The sequence below is a fragment of the Bradyrhizobium zhengyangense genome (assembly GCF_022012555.1).
Taxonomy (GTDB): domain Bacteria; phylum Pseudomonadota; class Alphaproteobacteria; order Rhizobiales; family Xanthobacteraceae; genus Bradyrhizobium; species Bradyrhizobium zhengyangense.
This window is the reverse complement of the sequence record NZ_JAKLTZ010000004.1, coordinates 249,793-265,925: the sequence shown is the minus strand read 5'-3', so window position 1 is coordinate 265,925 and position 16,133 is coordinate 249,793. Positions and strand designations below refer to the sequence as shown.

General features: G+C 63.7%; 16 protein-coding genes. 4 read left to right on the top strand and 12 right to left on the bottom strand.

From position 1 onward, the window contains the following. Window positions 1-218 precede the first annotated feature (218 nt). Together L6639_RS16780 and L6639_RS16775 are read right to left on the bottom strand one after the other, a co-directional pair. Window positions 219-851 (bottom strand): hypothetical protein, encoded by a 633-nt coding sequence (locus tag L6639_RS16780; RefSeq protein ID WP_237862839.1) that lies wholly within the window; start codon window positions 849-851, stop codon window positions 219-221. Window positions 852-1,430: 579 nt separating this feature from the next. After that, window positions 1,431-1,742 (bottom strand): hypothetical protein, encoded by a 312-nt coding sequence (locus tag L6639_RS16775; protein ID WP_237862838.1) that lies wholly within the window; start codon window positions 1,740-1,742, stop codon window positions 1,431-1,433. A gap of 216 nt (window positions 1,743-1,958) precedes the next feature. On the opposite strand from L6639_RS16775, the gene L6639_RS16770 reads away from it, so the two are divergent. Continuing rightward, window positions 1,959-3,128: a cytochrome P450 gene (locus L6639_RS16770; protein ID WP_237862837.1), complete on the top strand. Its 1,170-nt coding sequence runs from the start codon at window positions 1,959-1,961 to the stop codon at window positions 3,126-3,128. A 245-nt stretch (window positions 3,129-3,373) separates the two neighbouring features. Further along, window positions 3,374-3,973 (top strand): flavin reductase family protein, encoded by a 600-nt coding sequence (locus L6639_RS16765; RefSeq protein WP_237862836.1) that lies wholly within the window; start codon window positions 3,374-3,376, stop codon window positions 3,971-3,973. Here the strand turns inward: L6639_RS16765 and L6639_RS16760 are convergent. Next, complete coding sequence (locus L6639_RS16760; RefSeq protein ID WP_128949975.1) at window positions 3,970-4,353, bottom strand: hypothetical protein; 384 nt, start codon at window positions 4,351-4,353, stop codon at window positions 3,970-3,972. The two genes, L6639_RS16765 and L6639_RS16760, sit on opposite strands and share 4 nt — an antisense overlap. A 201-nt stretch (window positions 4,354-4,554) precedes the next feature. On the opposite strand from L6639_RS16760, the gene L6639_RS16755 reads away from it, so the two are divergent. Then, entirely contained in the window at window positions 4,555-4,713 is a 159-nt protein-coding gene (locus tag L6639_RS16755; RefSeq protein WP_237863369.1) for a hypothetical protein, read from the top strand. A gap of 132 nt (window positions 4,714-4,845) precedes the next feature. Here the strand turns inward: L6639_RS16755 and L6639_RS16750 are convergent, their stop codons facing one another. The 9 genes from L6639_RS16750 to L6639_RS16710 all read right to left on the bottom strand — a co-directional run bounded on the left by L6639_RS16750 (window position 4,846) and on the right by L6639_RS16710 (window position 14,572). Then, on the bottom strand, window positions 4,846-5,994 hold the full coding sequence (locus L6639_RS16750; RefSeq protein WP_237862835.1) for a M20 family metallopeptidase: 1,149 nt from the start codon (window positions 5,992-5,994) through the stop codon (window positions 4,846-4,848). Window positions 5,995-6,219: 225 nt separating this feature from the next. Further along, a complete protein-coding gene (gene flbD, locus L6639_RS16745) occupies window positions 6,220-7,605 on the bottom strand; it encodes a sigma-54-dependent transcriptional regulator FlbD (RefSeq protein ID WP_237862834.1) in 1,386 nt (461 codons plus the stop codon). 51 nt (window positions 7,606-7,656) lie between these two features. Further along, window positions 7,657-8,007: a flagellar motor switch protein FliN gene (gene fliN, locus L6639_RS16740; RefSeq protein ID WP_237862833.1), complete on the bottom strand. Its 351-nt coding sequence runs from the start codon at window positions 8,005-8,007 to the stop codon at window positions 7,657-7,659. A gap of 3 nt (window positions 8,008-8,010) precedes the next feature. Further along, complete coding sequence (locus L6639_RS16735; protein ID WP_237862831.1) at window positions 8,011-8,631, bottom strand: FliH/SctL family protein; 621 nt, start codon at window positions 8,629-8,631, stop codon at window positions 8,011-8,013. After that, the gene (gene fliG, locus L6639_RS16730; RefSeq protein ID WP_237862829.1) at window positions 8,631-9,725 is read right to left on the bottom strand and encodes a flagellar motor switch protein FliG; all 1,095 of its coding nucleotides are present in this window, start codon (window positions 9,723-9,725) and stop codon (window positions 8,631-8,633) included. The genes L6639_RS16735 and fliG overlap by 1 nt, the downstream gene beginning before the upstream one ends. 14 nt (window positions 9,726-9,739) lie before the next feature. Further along, window positions 9,740-11,353 (bottom strand): flagellar basal-body MS-ring/collar protein FliF, encoded by a 1,614-nt coding sequence (gene fliF / locus L6639_RS16725; protein ID WP_237862828.1) that lies wholly within the window; start codon window positions 11,351-11,353, stop codon window positions 9,740-9,742. 192 nt (window positions 11,354-11,545) lie between these two features. Continuing rightward, window positions 11,546-11,821 carry a CtrA inhibitor SciP gene (sciP, locus tag L6639_RS16720; RefSeq protein ID WP_002714638.1) on the bottom strand — a complete coding sequence of 92 codons (276 nt, stop codon included), beginning with the start codon at window positions 11,819-11,821 and terminating at the stop codon, window positions 11,546-11,548. 377 nt (window positions 11,822-12,198) lie between these two features. Beyond that, window positions 12,199-12,918, bottom strand: a complete 720-nt coding sequence (locus L6639_RS16715; protein WP_237862826.1) for a flagellar hook assembly protein FlgD — start codon at window positions 12,916-12,918, stop codon at window positions 12,199-12,201. A 13-nt stretch (window positions 12,919-12,931) separates the two neighbouring features. Next, window positions 12,932-14,572: a flagellar hook-length control protein FliK gene (locus tag L6639_RS16710; RefSeq protein WP_237862825.1), complete on the bottom strand. Its 1,641-nt coding sequence runs from the start codon at window positions 14,570-14,572 to the stop codon at window positions 12,932-12,934. A gap of 362 nt (window positions 14,573-14,934) precedes the next feature. Here L6639_RS16710 and mnmA point away from each other — a divergent pair, with 362 nt between their 5' ends. Continuing rightward, the gene (gene mnmA / locus L6639_RS16705; protein ID WP_237862824.1) at window positions 14,935-16,116 is read left to right on the top strand and encodes a tRNA 2-thiouridine(34) synthase MnmA; all 1,182 of its coding nucleotides are present in this window, start codon (window positions 14,935-14,937) and stop codon (window positions 16,114-16,116) included. Window positions 16,117-16,133 lie beyond the last annotated feature (17 nt).

Below are 16,133 nucleotides of genomic sequence, written 5' to 3'. Positions count from 1 at the left end.
CCGTAAGTCGCGAAGTCGGTGAGAGGAACGGTGTGGATCGACGGCCCGGCCCTTCGCCGCGACACGATATGCAAAACCTGGATATCCGTCTCCACTTCTGACATGGTGCCGTTTGACCCCAAGCCAAAACCTCAGCAGGATCAACGCAACGCTTCACAAAGGAAGTGCCGGCTCTGTTCTTGGCGCAGTGCATAGCTCATGCGGGCGACGATATCCCGCTATCGAATCTTGCGAGACGAGCACATGTCGTTGGGATCAGACGGCTTGAGATAACTGATACGAGCAAGATCAGGATCCGGGCCAAAGGGGTGGCTTATGATGCGGTTGTCTGAAACGGTCATAGGCCAAGCCCCGCTTCTGGTTCGACTATCTGCGGCGGCTCCATAGGCGTTAGGATTCCGGATCGTTAGGGTTCCCACAGTCGAAAGCGCAATGTAATCGGCGCGTCTCAAAATCTGTTTGGCGATCGTAAATTCGAAAGGACCAAGCTGCTGCTCGGAGTGAACGACCGGAAAGGATGCCGAGATAGGATATGAGAGCTCAAGCAGCGTGACGCTGGCAGGCTCTTCTCCGAATACCGAGATGCTCAGCTCGTCGAGCTTCACATCACGCGTGACGCGCGCCGGCCAACTATTTCGTATGACCTTGAGGTTAGGAAGCGTGTAGCGACACGCGTCCCCCATGTCCTCAATGAAGATTGAGCCCTCGTAGCTCAGGTCCAGAAACGGCTTGTCAAATCTAGCGACCCGTTCAGCTTGGATGGCTTCTTCGGGCACCGCGGACGAACTGCCTGATACGAATAAATGCGCGGCCAGAGAGCAGCCAGCCAAAAATATCTTCTTAGGATTCATTGTGCTTGTGCGCCGATCATGACTTCAGCGATTAACTTGTCGTACCGAGGAATGGCAGATGCACGGGACGCAGTGCGAGCCAGAGTATTGTTGGTAGTCCGATCAGAAAACCAAACCCAAGTGTCGCCAAATTTCCCCAGAACAGGCCCGTCATAAGACCCATGAGCGGGAGTTGCGCCCACTCCCAAATTCGATCGGCTGCGTCAAGCGTACGCAAATTGGGAGCCAGCAAGCTCAAGTGTAGCAAGAAGCCAATTCCACCAATCCAAGCGTAGAACAAATCGCACAGAAGCGCGAATGAAAGCAGCGAACGAAGGCGAACTCTTTCACCCGTCTTGAGTGCTAAAAAGGACGCCGAGAAGGTGCCAAGGCCTGCCGCAGCGTAGAACCAGTAGATGGGAAGGCAGAGGGCTGTGCCAGGGCGGCAGATGTGGTGCCAGCTGTCAACGAGCGGAACGATGGCCGCGCTCAGGAGCAGCGCGAGCGCAGCCACAAGAGCCGCAAGCCGTAACCGTCCCTCATTGCGAATATCCTTCGAATTGCCGCAACTGGTCAACGCCCTTCATGACATCATCACTCTCAGTCTGTTCGGAAAATTCGCTTGCGATGATAGATCGGCACGATGATGGCGCACACGAGAAGCAAAACTCCCAGAGCGCAATAAGCAGCTTGTTGCCCGAACTGGAGGACAAAAATCACGGGGGATTCGCGATACGTCGTGTGGCCAAGAGTAAGTCCGGTACGCATCGAGATCACCTCGATGTCGCCCGTGAGATACCAATGAAATAAGGGGTACCCAAAGACGCCTGCGAAGAGCACGCCAGTACCAAAACTGATGACAGATCCGACGAGGACGGCTTTTCGCGGCGTCATTGCGGCTCGTGGGGTCATGTCCGCTCGTCGAAATTCAATCTGAGAATCGGTCAGATTGAATTAGCAACCAAAGATTGCCGAAGGCGCCATCCTATTCCTGCTATTTCATTTTGAGGGTTCATCGATCGTTAAGGTAACACGGGCCTCGCTGTCCCTATCGCTAGGGACAGACGCCAGCGGCGGAAGTCGCTAGTCTGACTTGAATCACACGAGAATTCAGGGGGGGAGCCCGCCTTGAGCACCGCGCCGCGCGTCGATATCGACCCCACTTCGTTCTGGGCCGATCCTTATCCGATGCTGGCAAAAATGCGCAAGGAGGCGCCGATCGCCTTCGTGCCGCAGCTCGGCTCGACATTGCTGACGAGCCGCGACGACATCTCGATCTCGGAGAAGCAGATCGACGTGTTCTCCTCGCACCAGCCCGCCGGCCTGATGAACCGGCTGATGGGCCACAACATGATGCGCAAGGATGGCGAGGCGCATCAAATCGAGCGCCGGGCGATGTTTCCGACGGTGTCGCCGAAGACGGTGAAGGCGCACTGGACCGCGCTGTTCCAGGCCCATGCCGATCGCATTCTTGATCGTCTCGAACCCGGAAGCCGGATCGATTTCATGGCCGACTTCGCGCTGCCGTTCTCCGGCGAATGCCTGAAGTCGATCACCGGCCTCACCAATATCGGCTTTGCGGACATGGATGCCTGGTCGCAGGGCATGATCGAGGGCATCGCCAATTACGGCGGCGATCCCGCAGTCGAGGCGCGCTGCCACGCTGCGACGTCGGGCATCGATGCTGCGATCGACGACATCCTGCCGGTCATGCGCAAGCATCCTGATCAGAGCATTCTCGGCGTGCTGCTCGCCTCCGGCATGCCGATGGAGAGCGTGCGCGCCAACGTCAAGCTCGCAATCTCGGGCGGCCAGAACGAGCCGCGCAAGGCGATTGCCGGCACGGTATGGGCTCTGCTCACCCATCCCGAACAGCTCGACCTCGTGCGCAAGGGCGAGGTGTCGTGGCTGCAGGCGTTCGAGGAATATGCCCGCTGGATCTCGCCGATCGGCATGTCGCCGCGGCGCATCGCGAGGCCATGGAGCATTCGCGATGTGTCCTTCGAGACGGACGAGCGCGTGTTCCTGATGTTCGGCTCGGCCAATCGCGACGAGAAGCATTTCGAGCGCCCCGACGCGTTCGACGTGCGGCGCGACACCTCGAAGAGCGTTGCCTTCGGCGCCGGTCCGCATTTCTGCGCCGGCGCTTTCGCCTCGCGCGCCATGATCGCCGACGTCGCTCTGCCGACCGTGTTCGCGCGCGCCCGTGGAATCGAGCTCGCCGATGACGAGCCGGTGCGGATCGGCGGCTGGGCGTTCCGGGGCTTGCTGAACTTGCCGGTTCGGTGGCAGCACTAGTCTAGCCGGGCAGGGCCATCCAGCCGAATGCCGCCATCATGCCACCCTACTCCTGTTTTGCCCGACGGGTCAAATCGATTTCGGATAATTCGTAGTCTGTCGCATTCGGACGCCCGCCTACTGTGCATGGGGTTGTTTTCGCGTTTCTTGAGCTTGCCGGTCTCGAAGGCTCGATCCTGAACCATCTTTTGTCGGCGGACGATCGTACCTAAATAGAGGGAAACCCCGCTTTGGGGACCATGCCCATGAACATAGTGCCTCGCGATCTCATGACCGAAATTCCCGTCTCGTCCGCCGATTTCCGCGGCGCCATGCGTCACCTCACCGGCGGCGTCAGTGTCATCACCGCCGGGCGGGGCAAGGACGTCACCGGCATGACGGTGACTTCAGTGACCTCGCTCTCGGTCGATCCGCCGACGCTGCTGGTCAGCATCAACCGCGATGCCTCGTCCTTCCCGCTGATCCGGCGCCACGGCGCCTTCGGCGTGAACATCCTCGCGGCCGACCAGCTCGACATCGCCGAGCGCTTTGCCGGCAAGGGTGGACTGAAGGGGGCCGATCGTTTTGCAGGCAGCCAGTGGGTCACGGCGGTATCGGGCGTGCCGCTGCTGGTCGGCGCATTGTCATCCGTCGATTGCGAGGTCGAGGACATCATCGAGCGCCATTCGCACGGCATCGTCATCGGCCGCGTCAGGGATGTCAGGAATTCGACGCGCAACGCCGCGCTCGCTTACTGGCACGGCCAATATGTGGCGATCGACCATGAGGAGGACGCAGCCCGGCTCGTCGAGGTCAGCGTCCCCGGGCCGGCACGTCCACGCCAGGTGAGCAAGCTCTATGACTAGATCGTCAGCACGGTCAGCGTGGCCGGCGTATCGATGATGACCTTGCTGTTGCGGACGCTTTGCCAGACAGCCGTGACCGGCTGTGGGGTTTGGACCAGGGGCACGCCGACGACGAGCGTGGTGGGGATGCGCCCGGTGGATTGCGGCTGGGCCTCGTTGTAGGTGAAGGTCGCCGTTACGGCCTGCACGGTGTTGCCCACCTGGATGCCAAAAGTCCCGCCGGGAAAATCATTGCCCTGTGCGTAGGGGTTTGGGACGTTCAGGATGACGATCGCGGTGATGCCGACGCCGCCGGGAAGGGTGACGGTCAGGCCTGGAATGGCCGACCACGAGCCGGAGCTGGTCGAGTGAGTCCCGCTGCTTTGCGCATAGAGAGTCATGAAATCGTCCTCCCGTTGTTTCAGCGATCCTATCAACAACAGGTTGCGCGGGGCAATCGATTTTACCCGCGTTGCGTGTGAAGAGTGCGTGACGCCGCGGTGCGGCAGAAGGTCTTGCCCGGTGGCAATTTGCCCGCTCGCGGCCTAAAAGGCCCGCCTGAGCGGGGGTCGCTCCGTCTCTCCGCAATGTGGTGTCAGGATTTGATCAAGCGTCTTGCAGTCTGGGTCTTCTACGCCGTCGGCGCGCTGGCGATCGCCTATCTGGCGCTCTACGCCTATGCGATGTCTCGCGGCCAGCCGTTCGTGCCCGGCGATCCCATCCACATTTTTCGCAAGCCCGACGCGCCGAGTTATTCGTGACGGTCTCGTAGGGTGGGTTAGCCCGCGACTGCGCGAAGCGCAGACGCTGAGCGTAACCCACCATGCTTCGGCGAACGCCGGACGAAGTTGGTGGATTACGCCTTCGGCTAACTAATCCACCCTACGGCACCTTCACCCCCGCAGAATCGCCAGTGCCAGCGTCTGCGCGCGTGGCACGATGCTGTCGAGCTCGAGATATTCCTCCGGCGAATGGGCGAGGCCGCCGACTGGTCCGACGCCGCAAATCGTCGGCGTCCCCACTGCGGCGGTGAAGCCGGAATCGGCACAGCCGCCGGAGAACTCGCCTTGCAATGTGGTGAGCCCCGCCTGCCTCGCCGCAGCCTGGTAATTTTCGAACAGTGCCTTCGAGCTTTCGCTCTGCACCACCGGCACGAACTCGCCCTTGATCGTCAGCGTCGCGGTGGTGCCGGGCACGTAAGGCGTCGCGATGATCCGTTCGATCTCGGCCATGACAGTGGCGCGATCCCTGGGGTCGACGTAGCGCATGTCGATCTGACCCTCGGCATAAGGCGCCGTCGTGTTGACCGACTGGCCGCCCGAGATGAGACCGACATTGAGCGTGATGCCCTTGGTGAGGTCGGTCAGCGCGTGGATTTGCGTGATCTTATGCGCGAGCTCGCCGATCGCGCTGATGCCCGCCGCGAAATTGGCGCCGGAATGCGCTGCCTTCCCGGTGATGGCCATATGCATGAAGATGCCGCCCTTGCGGCTGGTGACGACGTTGCCGGTCGGGCGGCCCGGTTCGGAGTTGAACACGGCGCGCGCTGAGCGCCCCTCACGTTCGATCACCGGCCGCGAGGAGGGCGAGCCGATCTCCTCGTCCGAGGTGATCAGCAGCTTGATCGGATGCGGGTTGCCGCCGAATTTGTGGAAGGCGGTGGCCACGAAGATGTTCATCACAACGCCGGCCTTCATGTCGGCGACGCCGGGCCCATAGGCGCGCTTGTCCTTGATCGTGAACGGGCGCTTGCCGGCCTCGCCCTTGCCGAACACGGTGTCGCGATGCCCCATCAACAGCACCGGCTTCTCGTTGCTTCCGGGCTTGGCCACTTCGGCATGGATGGCATCGCCAAACGTGCCGTGGCTCTCGCGCCGGAACGGAATGCCGTGCTCGGCAAAGTGCCGCTCGAACCGCGCACCGACCGCATCGACGCCTTCCTTGTCATAGGATCCGGAATCGATGTTCACGACGTCGCGCAACAGATCGATCATCGCCTGCCGCTGCGACGCCAGCCAATCGGTGATTTGAGCTTCAGACATGTGTTTCCTCGCGTGGTTCTCGCGAGCGTTATAGGGCCTCGCGCGGCGACGACCTAGTCGCCGGATGCGGTGCGGCCATGTCGTGTGCTGCGAGTTGAGACCCTCATCGTCGTCCTGGCGAAAGCCAGGACGACATCGAGGGTGTGGCGGGCGGGTGAGCCTCCAAAAGAAAATGCCCGGGACTGACCCGGGCATTCGTTCGTCAGCTTTATGTTCTAAGGGGCCCTACGCCCCGATCATCGGCATCCGCGGATACTCACCCGGCGTGCCGGCCGGCGTGACCGGGATGCCGCCGTCGGCATATTCGTTGAGCTTGTTGCGCAGCGTGCGGATCGAGATGCCGAGGATGTTGGCGGCATGGGTCCGATTGCCGAGGCAGTGCTTGAGCGTCTCCAGGATCAAATCGCGCTCGACGTCGGCGACGGTGCGGCCCACCAGCGCGCGCGTCACCTGCTCGGCGGCCATGGTGGCATGCGCCACGGCGGGCGGCGTCTTGGCGAGGTCGAGGCGGTCGCCATCCGGGGTGAGGATCGCATCGGGGCCGATCTCGTCGCCCTGCGCCATCAGCACCGCACGGTGCATGGTGTTTTCCAGCTCGCGAACGTTGCCCTGCCAGCGGTTGGTGGAGAGCACGCGCTTGGCTTCGGCCGAGATGGGGCGCATCGGCACGCCGTTGGCCTCGGCGTATTTCTTCACGAAATGCTGGGCGAGCTCCATGATGTCGGCGGGACGCTCGCGCAGCGGCGGGATCTTCAGGTTCACGACGTTGAGGCGGAACAGCAGGTCCTCGCGGAACGTGCCTTCGCGCACCGCGTCGGCGAGGTTGCGGTTCGAGGTCGCGATGATGCGGATGTCCACCGGCACCGGCTTGGTGCCGCCGACGCGGTCAATCACGCGTTCCTGGATGGCGCGCAGCAGTTTCGATTGCAGGCGGACGTCCATCTCGGAGATTTCGTCCAGCAGCAGCGTGCCGCCGGTCGCTTCCTCGAACTTGCCGATGCGGCGGGCGATCGCCCCGGTGAAGGCGCCCTTCTCGTGGCCGAACAGCTCGGACTCCAGGAGATGCTCGGGGATCGCGGCGCAGTTGATCGAGATGAACGGACGCTTGGCGCGGGCCGAGCGGGTGTGGACGTAGCGCGCCAGCACTTCCTTGCCGGTGCCGGATTCGCCGGTGATCATCACCGAGGCATCGGAGCCTGCGATCTGTTGGGCGAGCTTGATCACCCGCGCCATCGCGTCGTCGCGATAGACCAGTTCGCGGGAATCGTTGGCGACGGCGGCCAGCACCGCTGCGATCAGCTCCGGATCCGGCGGCAGAGGGATGTATTCCTTGGCGCCGGCGTGGATCGCGGCGACCGCGGCGCGGGCATCGTTGGTGATGCCGCAGGCGACGATCGGAGCGTGGATATGCTCGGCCTCGAGCCGCATCACGAGGTCGCGAATGTCGAGGGCGACATCGACCAGCAGGAGGTCTGCGCCCTTGCCGCCGCGCAGCACGCGCATCGCCTGCTCGTGATCCTCGGCATGGGTCACGGTGGCGCCATTCTCCATCGCGATCTTGGTGGCGGTGGTGAGCTGGCCCTTCAATGTGCCAACGATGAGAAGCCGCATGTCAGTCTCCTGTCCGTCTGGTCGCGCTGCCGCGCGTCTATTCTTGCGCTACTAGCTGCGTTCGGTCTTGATGATTTCGGTCATGGTCACGCCGAGCTTGTCCTCGACGAGGACGACTTCGCCGCGGGCGACCAGCTTGTTGTTGACGTAGATGTCGATCGCCTCGCCGACGCGGCGGTCGAGCTCGAGCACGGTGCCCGGTCCGAGCTTGAGCAACTCGCCGACATCCATCTTGGAGCGGCCGAGCACGGCCGAGACCTGCACCGGCACGTCGAAGACGGCTTCGAGATCGGCGGCGACGCGCGAGGCATATTCGTCCTCGTTGTAGCCGACGTCGGCGCCGGCAGGCGGCAACGGGCCGTTGAGATCGGGCAGCGGGACCTGTCCGTCGTTCTCGCTCATGGCTTAGTTCCCCTTGCGGGACGCGATATAGCGTCCGACCATGTCGTCGATCTTGGCCGCGATTGCGCTGCGTTCCAGCACGACGCCGCCATCGGCCCATTCGATCCGGCAGTCGCCGGTGGCAATTTCGGGCTCGGCCAGGATCACCAGCCGGCCTTCGAAGCCGCTCTGCTTGGCGAGCCGCTCCATCTTCTCGCGAGCGACGTCGTAGAGCGCGTCGTTGATGCGGACCACGAGATGCGGAGTCGCGACCAGGTGCGAGAAGCAGTCCTTCACCAGCGCCATGATCTCGCCAAGCGGCTCGGCGGCAACCAGGTCGGCGCACAGCTTTCGCGCCACCGCGACCGCGACGTCGACCGCCTCGGTCTCCATCTTGCTCTCGATGTTGCCGATGCCTGCGGCAATGCCACGGACCGCAATGTTGATCTCTTCCATGGCGAGGGCGACGCGGCGGTCGCTTTCCGCCTTGGCCTCGCGCTGGCCCGCCGCAAAACCGTCCTGATAGGCGCGCGCTTCGGCTTCCGCGACCTTTTGCGCGATCTCTGCCGCGGTTGCGGCCTTTTCGCGCGTCCGGTCGGGCGCGGCGAAGTCGGTATCGAACAGGAATTTGGCCGGGGCGCCCATCAGTATACCAGCTCGTCGTCAGCGCGGTTCTTGGTCAGCATGATCTCGCCCTTGGCGGCGAGGTCCTTGGCGAGGTTGACCAACAGCGCCTGGGCCTCGTCGACGTCGCGCAGGCGGACCGGTCCCATTGCCGCCATGTCGTCCTGCAGCATCTTGGCGGCGCGCGAGGACATGTTGCCGAAGAAGAAGTTGCGGACGTCCTCGTTGGCGCTCTTCAGCGCCACGCCGAGCTTGTCCTTGTCAACGTTGCGCATCAACGTCTGGGCCGAACCGGAATCGAGCTTCACGAGGTCGTCGAAGGTGAACATCAGCGCCTTGATGCGCTCGGCGGATTCGCGGTTGTCCTCTTCGAGCGAGGTGATGAAGCGGGTTTCGGTCTGGCGATCGAAATTGTTGAAGATTTCCGCCATCACCTCGTGGGCGTCGCGGCGGCGGGTCTGCGACAGGTTCGACATGAACTCGGTGCGCAGCGTCTTCTCCACGCTCTCGATCACCTCCTTCTGCACCGCTTCCATCTTCAGCATGCGGTTGACGACGTCGAGCGCGAGGTCTTCGGGGAAGATGCCGAGCACGCGCGCGGCATGCTCCGGCTTCAGCTTCGACAGCACCACCGCGATGGTTTGCGGGTATTCGTTCTTGAGGTAGTTGGCGAGAACCTCTTCCTGTACGTTGGAGAGCTTCTCCCACATGTTGCGCCCCGCAGGGCCGCGGATCTCGTCCATGATGCCGTTGACGCGCTCGGGCGCAAGATATTGCTGCAGCAGTCGCTCGGTGGCGTCGAAATTGCCCATCAGCGCGCCGGAGGCCGACATGCGCGAGACGAATTCGAGCAGCATGTCCTCGACCGTGTCGACCTCGACGGTGCCGAGCGTCGACATTTCCAGCGAGAGCTGGCGTACCTCGTCATCGTCGAGCAGCGACCAGATCTTGCCGCCATATTGCTCGCCGAGCGCCAGCATCAGGATCGCGGCGCGCTTCGGCCCTGCCACGACCTCGGTCTTGCCGCTGCTCGCCCGGCTGCCCGCGCGCTGGCCAAGCGTGGAGATCACGCTGGTGATGTCGTTCGAGTTGGCGTTTTGCAGATTGCCGGCCATGTCAGTTCACTCGATCATTTCGCGGGTTCGGTCAGCCATTGACGGATGATGGCGACGGTTTCGTTGGGGTTGCGCTCGGCGAGCTCGCCGACGCGATGAACGGACTGGGCATGGACCTGGCCCTGGACGGTGGCGACGTCGATCGCGCTCGCGGTGCCGCTCGGTATCAGCGCCTGGCCGCCGGCCGGTGCAGCCTCTTCGGAAGCTGCGGGGCCCGCCAGGACGCCGCTGATGGCGGCCGCGACCTCGTCGGAGGCGAGGATGCGCTTCACCAGCGGACGGATCACCATGAACATCACGACCAGGCCGAGCATCATCATCACGCCGAGCTCGACGAAGTACATGATGTCGTCCTTGGTGAACTGCAGCATGCCGAGGAAGCCAGACGGTTCGGCGATCGGGGTGGTGGAGGGGGCGTCGGCAAAGCGCAGATTGACGACCTCGACCTGGTCGCCCCGCTTCTGATCGAAGCCGATCGCCGAGCGAACCAGGGTGGCGATGCGGTCGAGCTGCTCCTTGGTGCGGTCCGTGTAGGCGAGTTCGCCCTTGTCGTTCTTGGTGTAGATGCCATCGACCAGCACCGCGACCGAGATGCGATTGACTCTTCCGGCCTCGGTCACCTCGGTCTTGGTGGTGCGGGAGATCTCGTAATTGTTGGTTTCTTCGCTCTTCTTGCTTTGGTCCTTCGCTGCCACGCCGCTGTTCTGCTGCTGGCCGGGGAGCTCGTTGTTGACCGTGACCTGGCCGTTGTTGTCGGCGGTCATGCTCTGCTCTTCGCGGGTCTGGGTCGAGCGCAGCACGCGGCCTTCGGGATCGAACTTGTCCGAGGTCTGGGTGATCTTGTTGAAGTCGAAATCCGCGGAGAGCTGGACGCGGGCGCGGCCGGAGCCGACCACGGAGGAGACGATGTCCTCGACCTGCTTGCGCAGCCGCTTTTCGAAGGCGACGCGCCGGTCGTCGCCTGCAGCCTGCTCCGGATCGGTCTGGGCACCGTCGGCGAGCAGCTGGCCGGCCTCATCCACGATGGAGACCCGCTGCGGCTTCAGGCCGTTGACGGCAGAGGCGACGAGGTGGCGGATGGCGCGGATCTGCTGGGCTTCGAGCGAGCCTCGGACCCGCACCACGATCGAGGCCGACGGCTCCGGCGCCTCGCGCGCGAACAGTGGGCGCTCGGGTAGTACTAGATGGACGCGGGCGGCCTGGATCCGGTCGATGGCGCGGATGGTGCGGGCGAGCTCGCCCTCGAGCGCGCGCAGATGATTGATGTTCTGGACGAAAGAGGTGGTGCCGAGCGCATCCGACTTGTCGAAGACCTCGTAGCCGACGCCGCCGCCCTTGGGGAGGCCGCCCTCGGCGAGCTTCATGCGCAGGCGAGTGACCTTGTCCTTCGGCACCATGATGATGGTACCCTCATTGCGCAGCTCGAACTGGATGCCCTGGCGTTCCAGGTCTTTGATAATGCTGGAAGAATCTTCGACGCTGAGGTCGGTGAACAGCGTCGTCATCTGCGGCGTGGTGACGCGCATGATGACGAAGGCAAAGAAGCCGACGAGCGCGGCGGTGACCGCGATCATCGCCCCGAACCGGGCGGCGCCAATACCCTTTAAGAAGTCCGCAAGACCTTGCAAGCAACCGCCCCGACAGATTCGGCTGCTTTCACTGGAAAGGCCGACTGGGCAATTATTGCCTAGGTGATGGTTTCGATATGGTTAACGAAGGTTAAGAGCTCGGACAAAAGTCGCGCCAAACGCAAATATGAAAAAAATCGACCTCGCGGGGCGAGGCCGATTTTCGTCAAAAGCAGCAGATTTCCGGATCGCTTACTGGCGATATTGCTGGATGCGGGTGGTGCGAAGACCCGCCAGACCGTGCTGGTCGATGGAAAACTGCCAGGAGAGGAATTCGTCGACCGTCAGGGTATAACGGCTGCAGGCCTCCTCGAGCGAGAGAAGTCCGCCACGAACCGCGGCTACGACTTCGGCCTTGCGTCGGATGACCCAGCGTTTGGTGCCGGGTGCGGGCAGATCTGCAATCGTCAGCGGACTGCCGTCCGGCCCGATGACGTATTTTACCCTCGGGCGATGGGGTTCTGTCATGGCGTACTCACAAACTCTCAACCACTGAACTCACGCCGTAACCCTACGCGTGCCGGCTTAAAAATCCGCTAAGCCTAAGGCTTCAATACAATTCTCGTTGAATCCGGCTGGAACGAAGCCGGCCCGGCGGGCTGAGAACGCGCTTTCAGCCGGCTGAGCGGGGTCTTCGTAAATACTTTACTAACGAACGGGGCCTGCGTTGACGTCGCAAGGGCCTCAATTGTCGTCCTGACGAGAGTCAGGACCCATGAGCCCAAGGAGTAGTTTGACGAAGACGTGGGGTTACATCCTCGCCTTGAAACGATCTTCGGTGGCTATGGATCCTGGCTTTCGCCAGGACGACACCAAGTTTGTAGAAGCACTATTCAGCCTCTGCCTCAGCTGCCGCTGCTGCTGCTGGCCGCCACCACGCTCTTCACCTGGCTCAGCGTGTAGCTGTTGCCGTCGATCGAGAGCAGCGGTGGCGATTGGGTCAGGTCGACGGAACTCACCGTGCCCTGCACCTGCGCGGCGACGCCGACAGAATTGCCCGAGGCGTCCTTGCCGGTCGCCGTGATGGTGTACTTGCCGTCAGGCCATTGTGTGCCGTCGTTGCCCTGGCCGTTCCAGGTGAAGGGAATGTCGCTGCCTTGGCCGGCGGTATATTGGCCGGTGAAGACGGTCTGGCCGGTGGAATTGGCGATGGAGATATTGACCGTGGCGCTGGAGGGCACGTTGAGGTGCCAGGTCACCGAGGACTGCGACATCGTCGCGGTGGTGCCGTCGACCACCGCGGTCTTGCCGACGAAATCCAGCGCCTGCGTCGCCTGCGTGGTCTGTTGCAAGGTGACGAGCTGCGACAGCGAGTCGTTGGTCTTCAGTTGTTGCTCGACGCCGGCGAACTGCACCAGCTGCTGGGTGAACTGGTTGGTGTCGAGCGGATCGAGCGGATTCTGGTTCTGCAGCTGCGTGGTCAGCAGCGTCAGGAAGGTCTGGAAATTGCCGGCGAGCGTTGCGCCCGTGGACGAGCTCAGGCTCGAGTTCGACGAGGATGATGACGAGGTCGGCGTCGTACCGGAGACGACTGACGGTGCGGTGGCGGCATTCGTGGTGGTCATTGCCTGATACTCCTCACACTCTGATATCGACGCCGCTGCTCGATCCGAGCATGCGGCCATAGCTGCGGCCGACGGGGGCGCTCGCGGCCTGATCGTCTTCGCTGATGATCAGCCGGCGCGAATTGCTGCCATTGTCGTTGTTCTGGCCGGCGTTCTGGCCCGACGAGTTCTGGTCGCGCAGGCTGAAGGAGAGCCCGTTGCTGCCGGTCTTGAGGCCGGCATCGTCGAGCGCCCGCTGCAATTGCGGCGCGTCCTGCCGCAGCATCTGCAGCGTCTCCGGCTTCTCGACGGTGAGATGCGAAGTGACCTGGCCGTTGCGGTCGACATTGATGCGGACGTCGATACGGCCGAGATCGACAGGATCGAGGCTGATGTCGAAGCGAGTCTTTCCGGCGCGCGCGGCAGCGGCGATCTCGACCGGGATGCCGGCGATCGGCACGGCGTTCGGATTGGCCGCGGTCGCGGTGAGTGTCGCGGTGGAAGCGGTGGCCATCGATGTCGTCGTGGTCAGCGGCGTCTGCACGGCGTTCGCTGCCTGCGTGCTGACGTCGGTGGTCGCAGCGGCAACCGCTTGCGTATCGGCATGCGCATGTGTGGTGGGCGCGGCCGGCACGGCGTCAGCGGTGCGATTGGCCGCATCGGCCTTCGCGTCGGTCGCGGCCGCGTCAGTCTGCGGCTTTGAGCCTTGCGGATGCGCGGCGGCGTTGGTCGCCGCGATCGTCGCGGTTGCGGGATTTTGGGCCGTGGTCGCGGCCTGTGCGGTGTTGCCGGCGTCCTGGCCGATATTGGAGACGTCGGTCTGGCCTTGCGCAGTCGCGACCGCCTTGAACGAGGTCTTCGGCGTGCCCTGGTCGACCGCGGTGACCTGCGCGGCCTTCGCCGTGACATCGGTTGCGGTGCCGTCGGTGTTCGCAACCGCCACCTCGGTGAGTGCGGCCTTCGCATCGGTGGTCTTGCCATCGCCGGTCTTGGCGATCTTGCCGGACGCGTCCGTCTTGGTGCCGGCGATCTGCGCCGTGGTCGAGGCGCTGGCGGCGATGCCGGCAGCTGCAATCGTCAGCGGCGAAGAAACAGCGTTGGCGGCCTGGTTCGCCGCGGCATTCGGGTCGACCGGCACCGCGGGCGCGGCAACCGGAACGGCGGTCGGATCGGGCGTTGCGGCCGGCGTCGCGGTCTGCGCGGCGGCCGAGGCGTCCACCGCGGCGGCGAGGCCGTCGGTGCTGTCGGTCTTGGTGTCCTTGGTGCCGTCCTTGGTGTCGCCCGACTTATCGCCCGACTTGGCGGTGGAAGCGTCGGCCTTGTCCTTGGCCTTGCCATCGGCCTTGGCCGGAGCGGCCGACGTGTCGCTGGCGGCCGTCGTTGCCTGGGAATTCGTGTCGTCGCTCGCCTTGCTCTGCGAGGATTGGTCGGTCGAGGAGCTGTTGCTCCGGTCCGACGAGGAGGACGACGACGACGTGGACGACGCGTCGCTGTGCCGCGGCGCGTTGTCCTGGCTGGAGGATTGGGCGCTGTTGCTGATGGCCTGGGTGTTGCTGTCGACCAGGTCGCCGAAGGAGGAACTCGGCGCCTGGTCCTTGGTCTGCGGCCGGGCAGGCTTCTGCTGCACGCTGGAGACCTGCGCACTTGCCGCTACGTCTGATGTACTACCGACCACAGGCGACCCCTTGAAAACATCTTCGGGTCAGGAGATCAGCAAGGAGCGGGCCAATCCCTCGCGCTGAAAAATTATATAGTAGAATCAATTATTTACTCAATTATCCCGGCCGCCACCACCCCGCCTCTGGCCCCGTCATTTCTGCCGCCCCGGCAAGAATTGCCTGAAAGCGCGGGGCCGGCATGATTGCTTCACCGGAAGGCCGCCTATATTAAAGGGTGCTCTCAGCCGCTTTCGACCGGGCCAGCCAGTGCCCCCGAGGGAACCAAGGGGTTCCCGGGGACCGCTGCCGTCCCGGTCCAAGCGATCGGGAAGCGCAACAGGAATCGCGGGAAACGCCGCCGTCACGTCAGCTTAAGCCCATGCTCAACAGTCTGGATCTCGAAGGCCGTCCTGAGGATACCAGGGTCGTCGTTGCCATGTCGGGCGGCGTCGACTCCTCGACGACGGCTGCGCTGCTCAAGGCCGAGGGTTACGACGTCGTCGGCATCACGCTCCAGCTCTACGATCATGGTGCGGCCACCCACCGCAAGGGCGCCTGCTGCGCCGGCCAGGACATCCACGACGCGCGCGACGTCGCGGCCAAGCTCGGCATTCCCCATTACGTGCTCGACTACGAGGACCGCTTTCGCGAGTCCGTCATCGACAACTTTGCCGACTCTTACGCGCTCGGCGAGACGCCGGTGCCGTGCATCGAGTGCAACCGATCAGTCAAATTCCGCGACCTCCTCAAGACAGCGCGCGAGCTCGGCGCCCAGGCGCTCGCCACCGGCCATTACGTCGCCTCGCGCCGCCGCGAGGACGGCTCGCGCGCGCTGGTCTGCGCTGCTGATGCCGATCGCGACCAGAGCTATTTCCTGTTCGCGACCACGCAGGAGCAGCTCGACTTCCTGCGCTTCCCGCTCGGCGACATGACCAAGCCCGAGACGCGCGAGCTCGCGCGCCGCTTTGGTCTGTCCGTCGCCGACAAGCACGACAGCCAGGACATCTGCTTCGTGCCGACGGGCCGCTACACCGACATCATCACGCGCCTGCGTCCGAACGCGATGGACCCTGGTGACATCGTCGATCTCGACGGCCGCGTGCTCGGCCAGCATCACGGCATCGCCAATTTCACCATCGGCCAGCGCCGCGGCCTCGGGATCGCGGCCGCCGCGCCGTTTTACGTGGTGCGGCTCGATGCCGCCAATCGCCGCGTCGTCGTCGGCCCGCGTGAGGCTCTGAAGATGCATCGCATCACCTTGCGCGACGTCAACTGGATCGGCGGCGGCGATATCGACAGCGCCATCGGAGCCGGCCTCGAGCTGTTCGTCCGCGTGCGATCCACTCGCGCGCCGCAGCCGGCGTGGCTGCGCGGTGCAAACGGCCATTACGAGGTCGAGCTCGTCGCCGGCGAAGAGGGCGTCTCGCCGGGACAAGCCTGCGTGTTCTACGACGCAGCCAGCGGGCAGGCGCGCGTGCTCGGCGGCGGCTTCATCCAGAGCGCTGCCGCAAAGGTCGCTACGAGCACGGCGAGGCCGCTCGTCGAGGCGGTCCGCGGCTAAAAAAATTCCGGGGCAGG

Bases quoted from the DNA above. Each gene is read 5' to 3' on its own strand.
- L6639_RS16780 (WP_237862839.1), bottom strand. From the start codon at position 851: ATGAATCCTAAGAAGATATTTTTGGCTGGCTGCTCTCTGGCCGCGCAT.
- L6639_RS16775 (WP_237862838.1), bottom strand. From the start codon at position 1,742: ATGACCCCACGAGCCGCAATGACGCCGCGAAAAGCCGTCCTCGTCGGA.
- L6639_RS16765 (WP_237862836.1), top strand. From the start codon at position 3,374: ATGAACATAGTGCCTCGCGATCTCATGACCGAAATTCCCGTCTCGTCC.
- L6639_RS16760 (WP_128949975.1), bottom strand. From the start codon at position 4,353: ATGACTCTCTATGCGCAAAGCAGCGGGACTCACTCGACCAGCTCCGGC.
- L6639_RS16750 (WP_237862835.1), bottom strand. From the start codon at position 5,994: ATGTCTGAAGCTCAAATCACCGATTGGCTGGCGTCGCAGCGGCAGGCG.
- flbD (WP_237862834.1), bottom strand. From the start codon at position 7,605: ATGCGGCTTCTCATCGTTGGCACATTGAAGGGCCAGCTCACCACCGCC.
- fliN (WP_237862833.1), bottom strand. From the start codon at position 8,007: ATGAGCGAGAACGACGGACAGGTCCCGCTGCCCGATCTCAACGGCCCG.
- L6639_RS16735 (WP_237862831.1), bottom strand. From the start codon at position 8,631: ATGGGCGCCCCGGCCAAATTCCTGTTCGATACCGACTTCGCCGCGCCC.
- fliG (WP_237862829.1), bottom strand. From the start codon at position 9,725: ATGGCCGGCAATCTGCAAAACGCCAACTCGAACGACATCACCAGCGTG.
- sciP (WP_002714638.1), bottom strand. From the start codon at position 11,821: ATGACAGAACCCCATCGCCCGAGGGTAAAATACGTCATCGGGCCGGAC.
- L6639_RS16715 (WP_237862826.1), bottom strand. From the start codon at position 12,918: ATGACCACCACGAATGCCGCCACCGCACCGTCAGTCGTCTCCGGTACG.
- mnmA (WP_237862824.1), top strand. From the start codon at position 14,935: ATGCTCAACAGTCTGGATCTCGAAGGCCGTCCTGAGGATACCAGGGTC.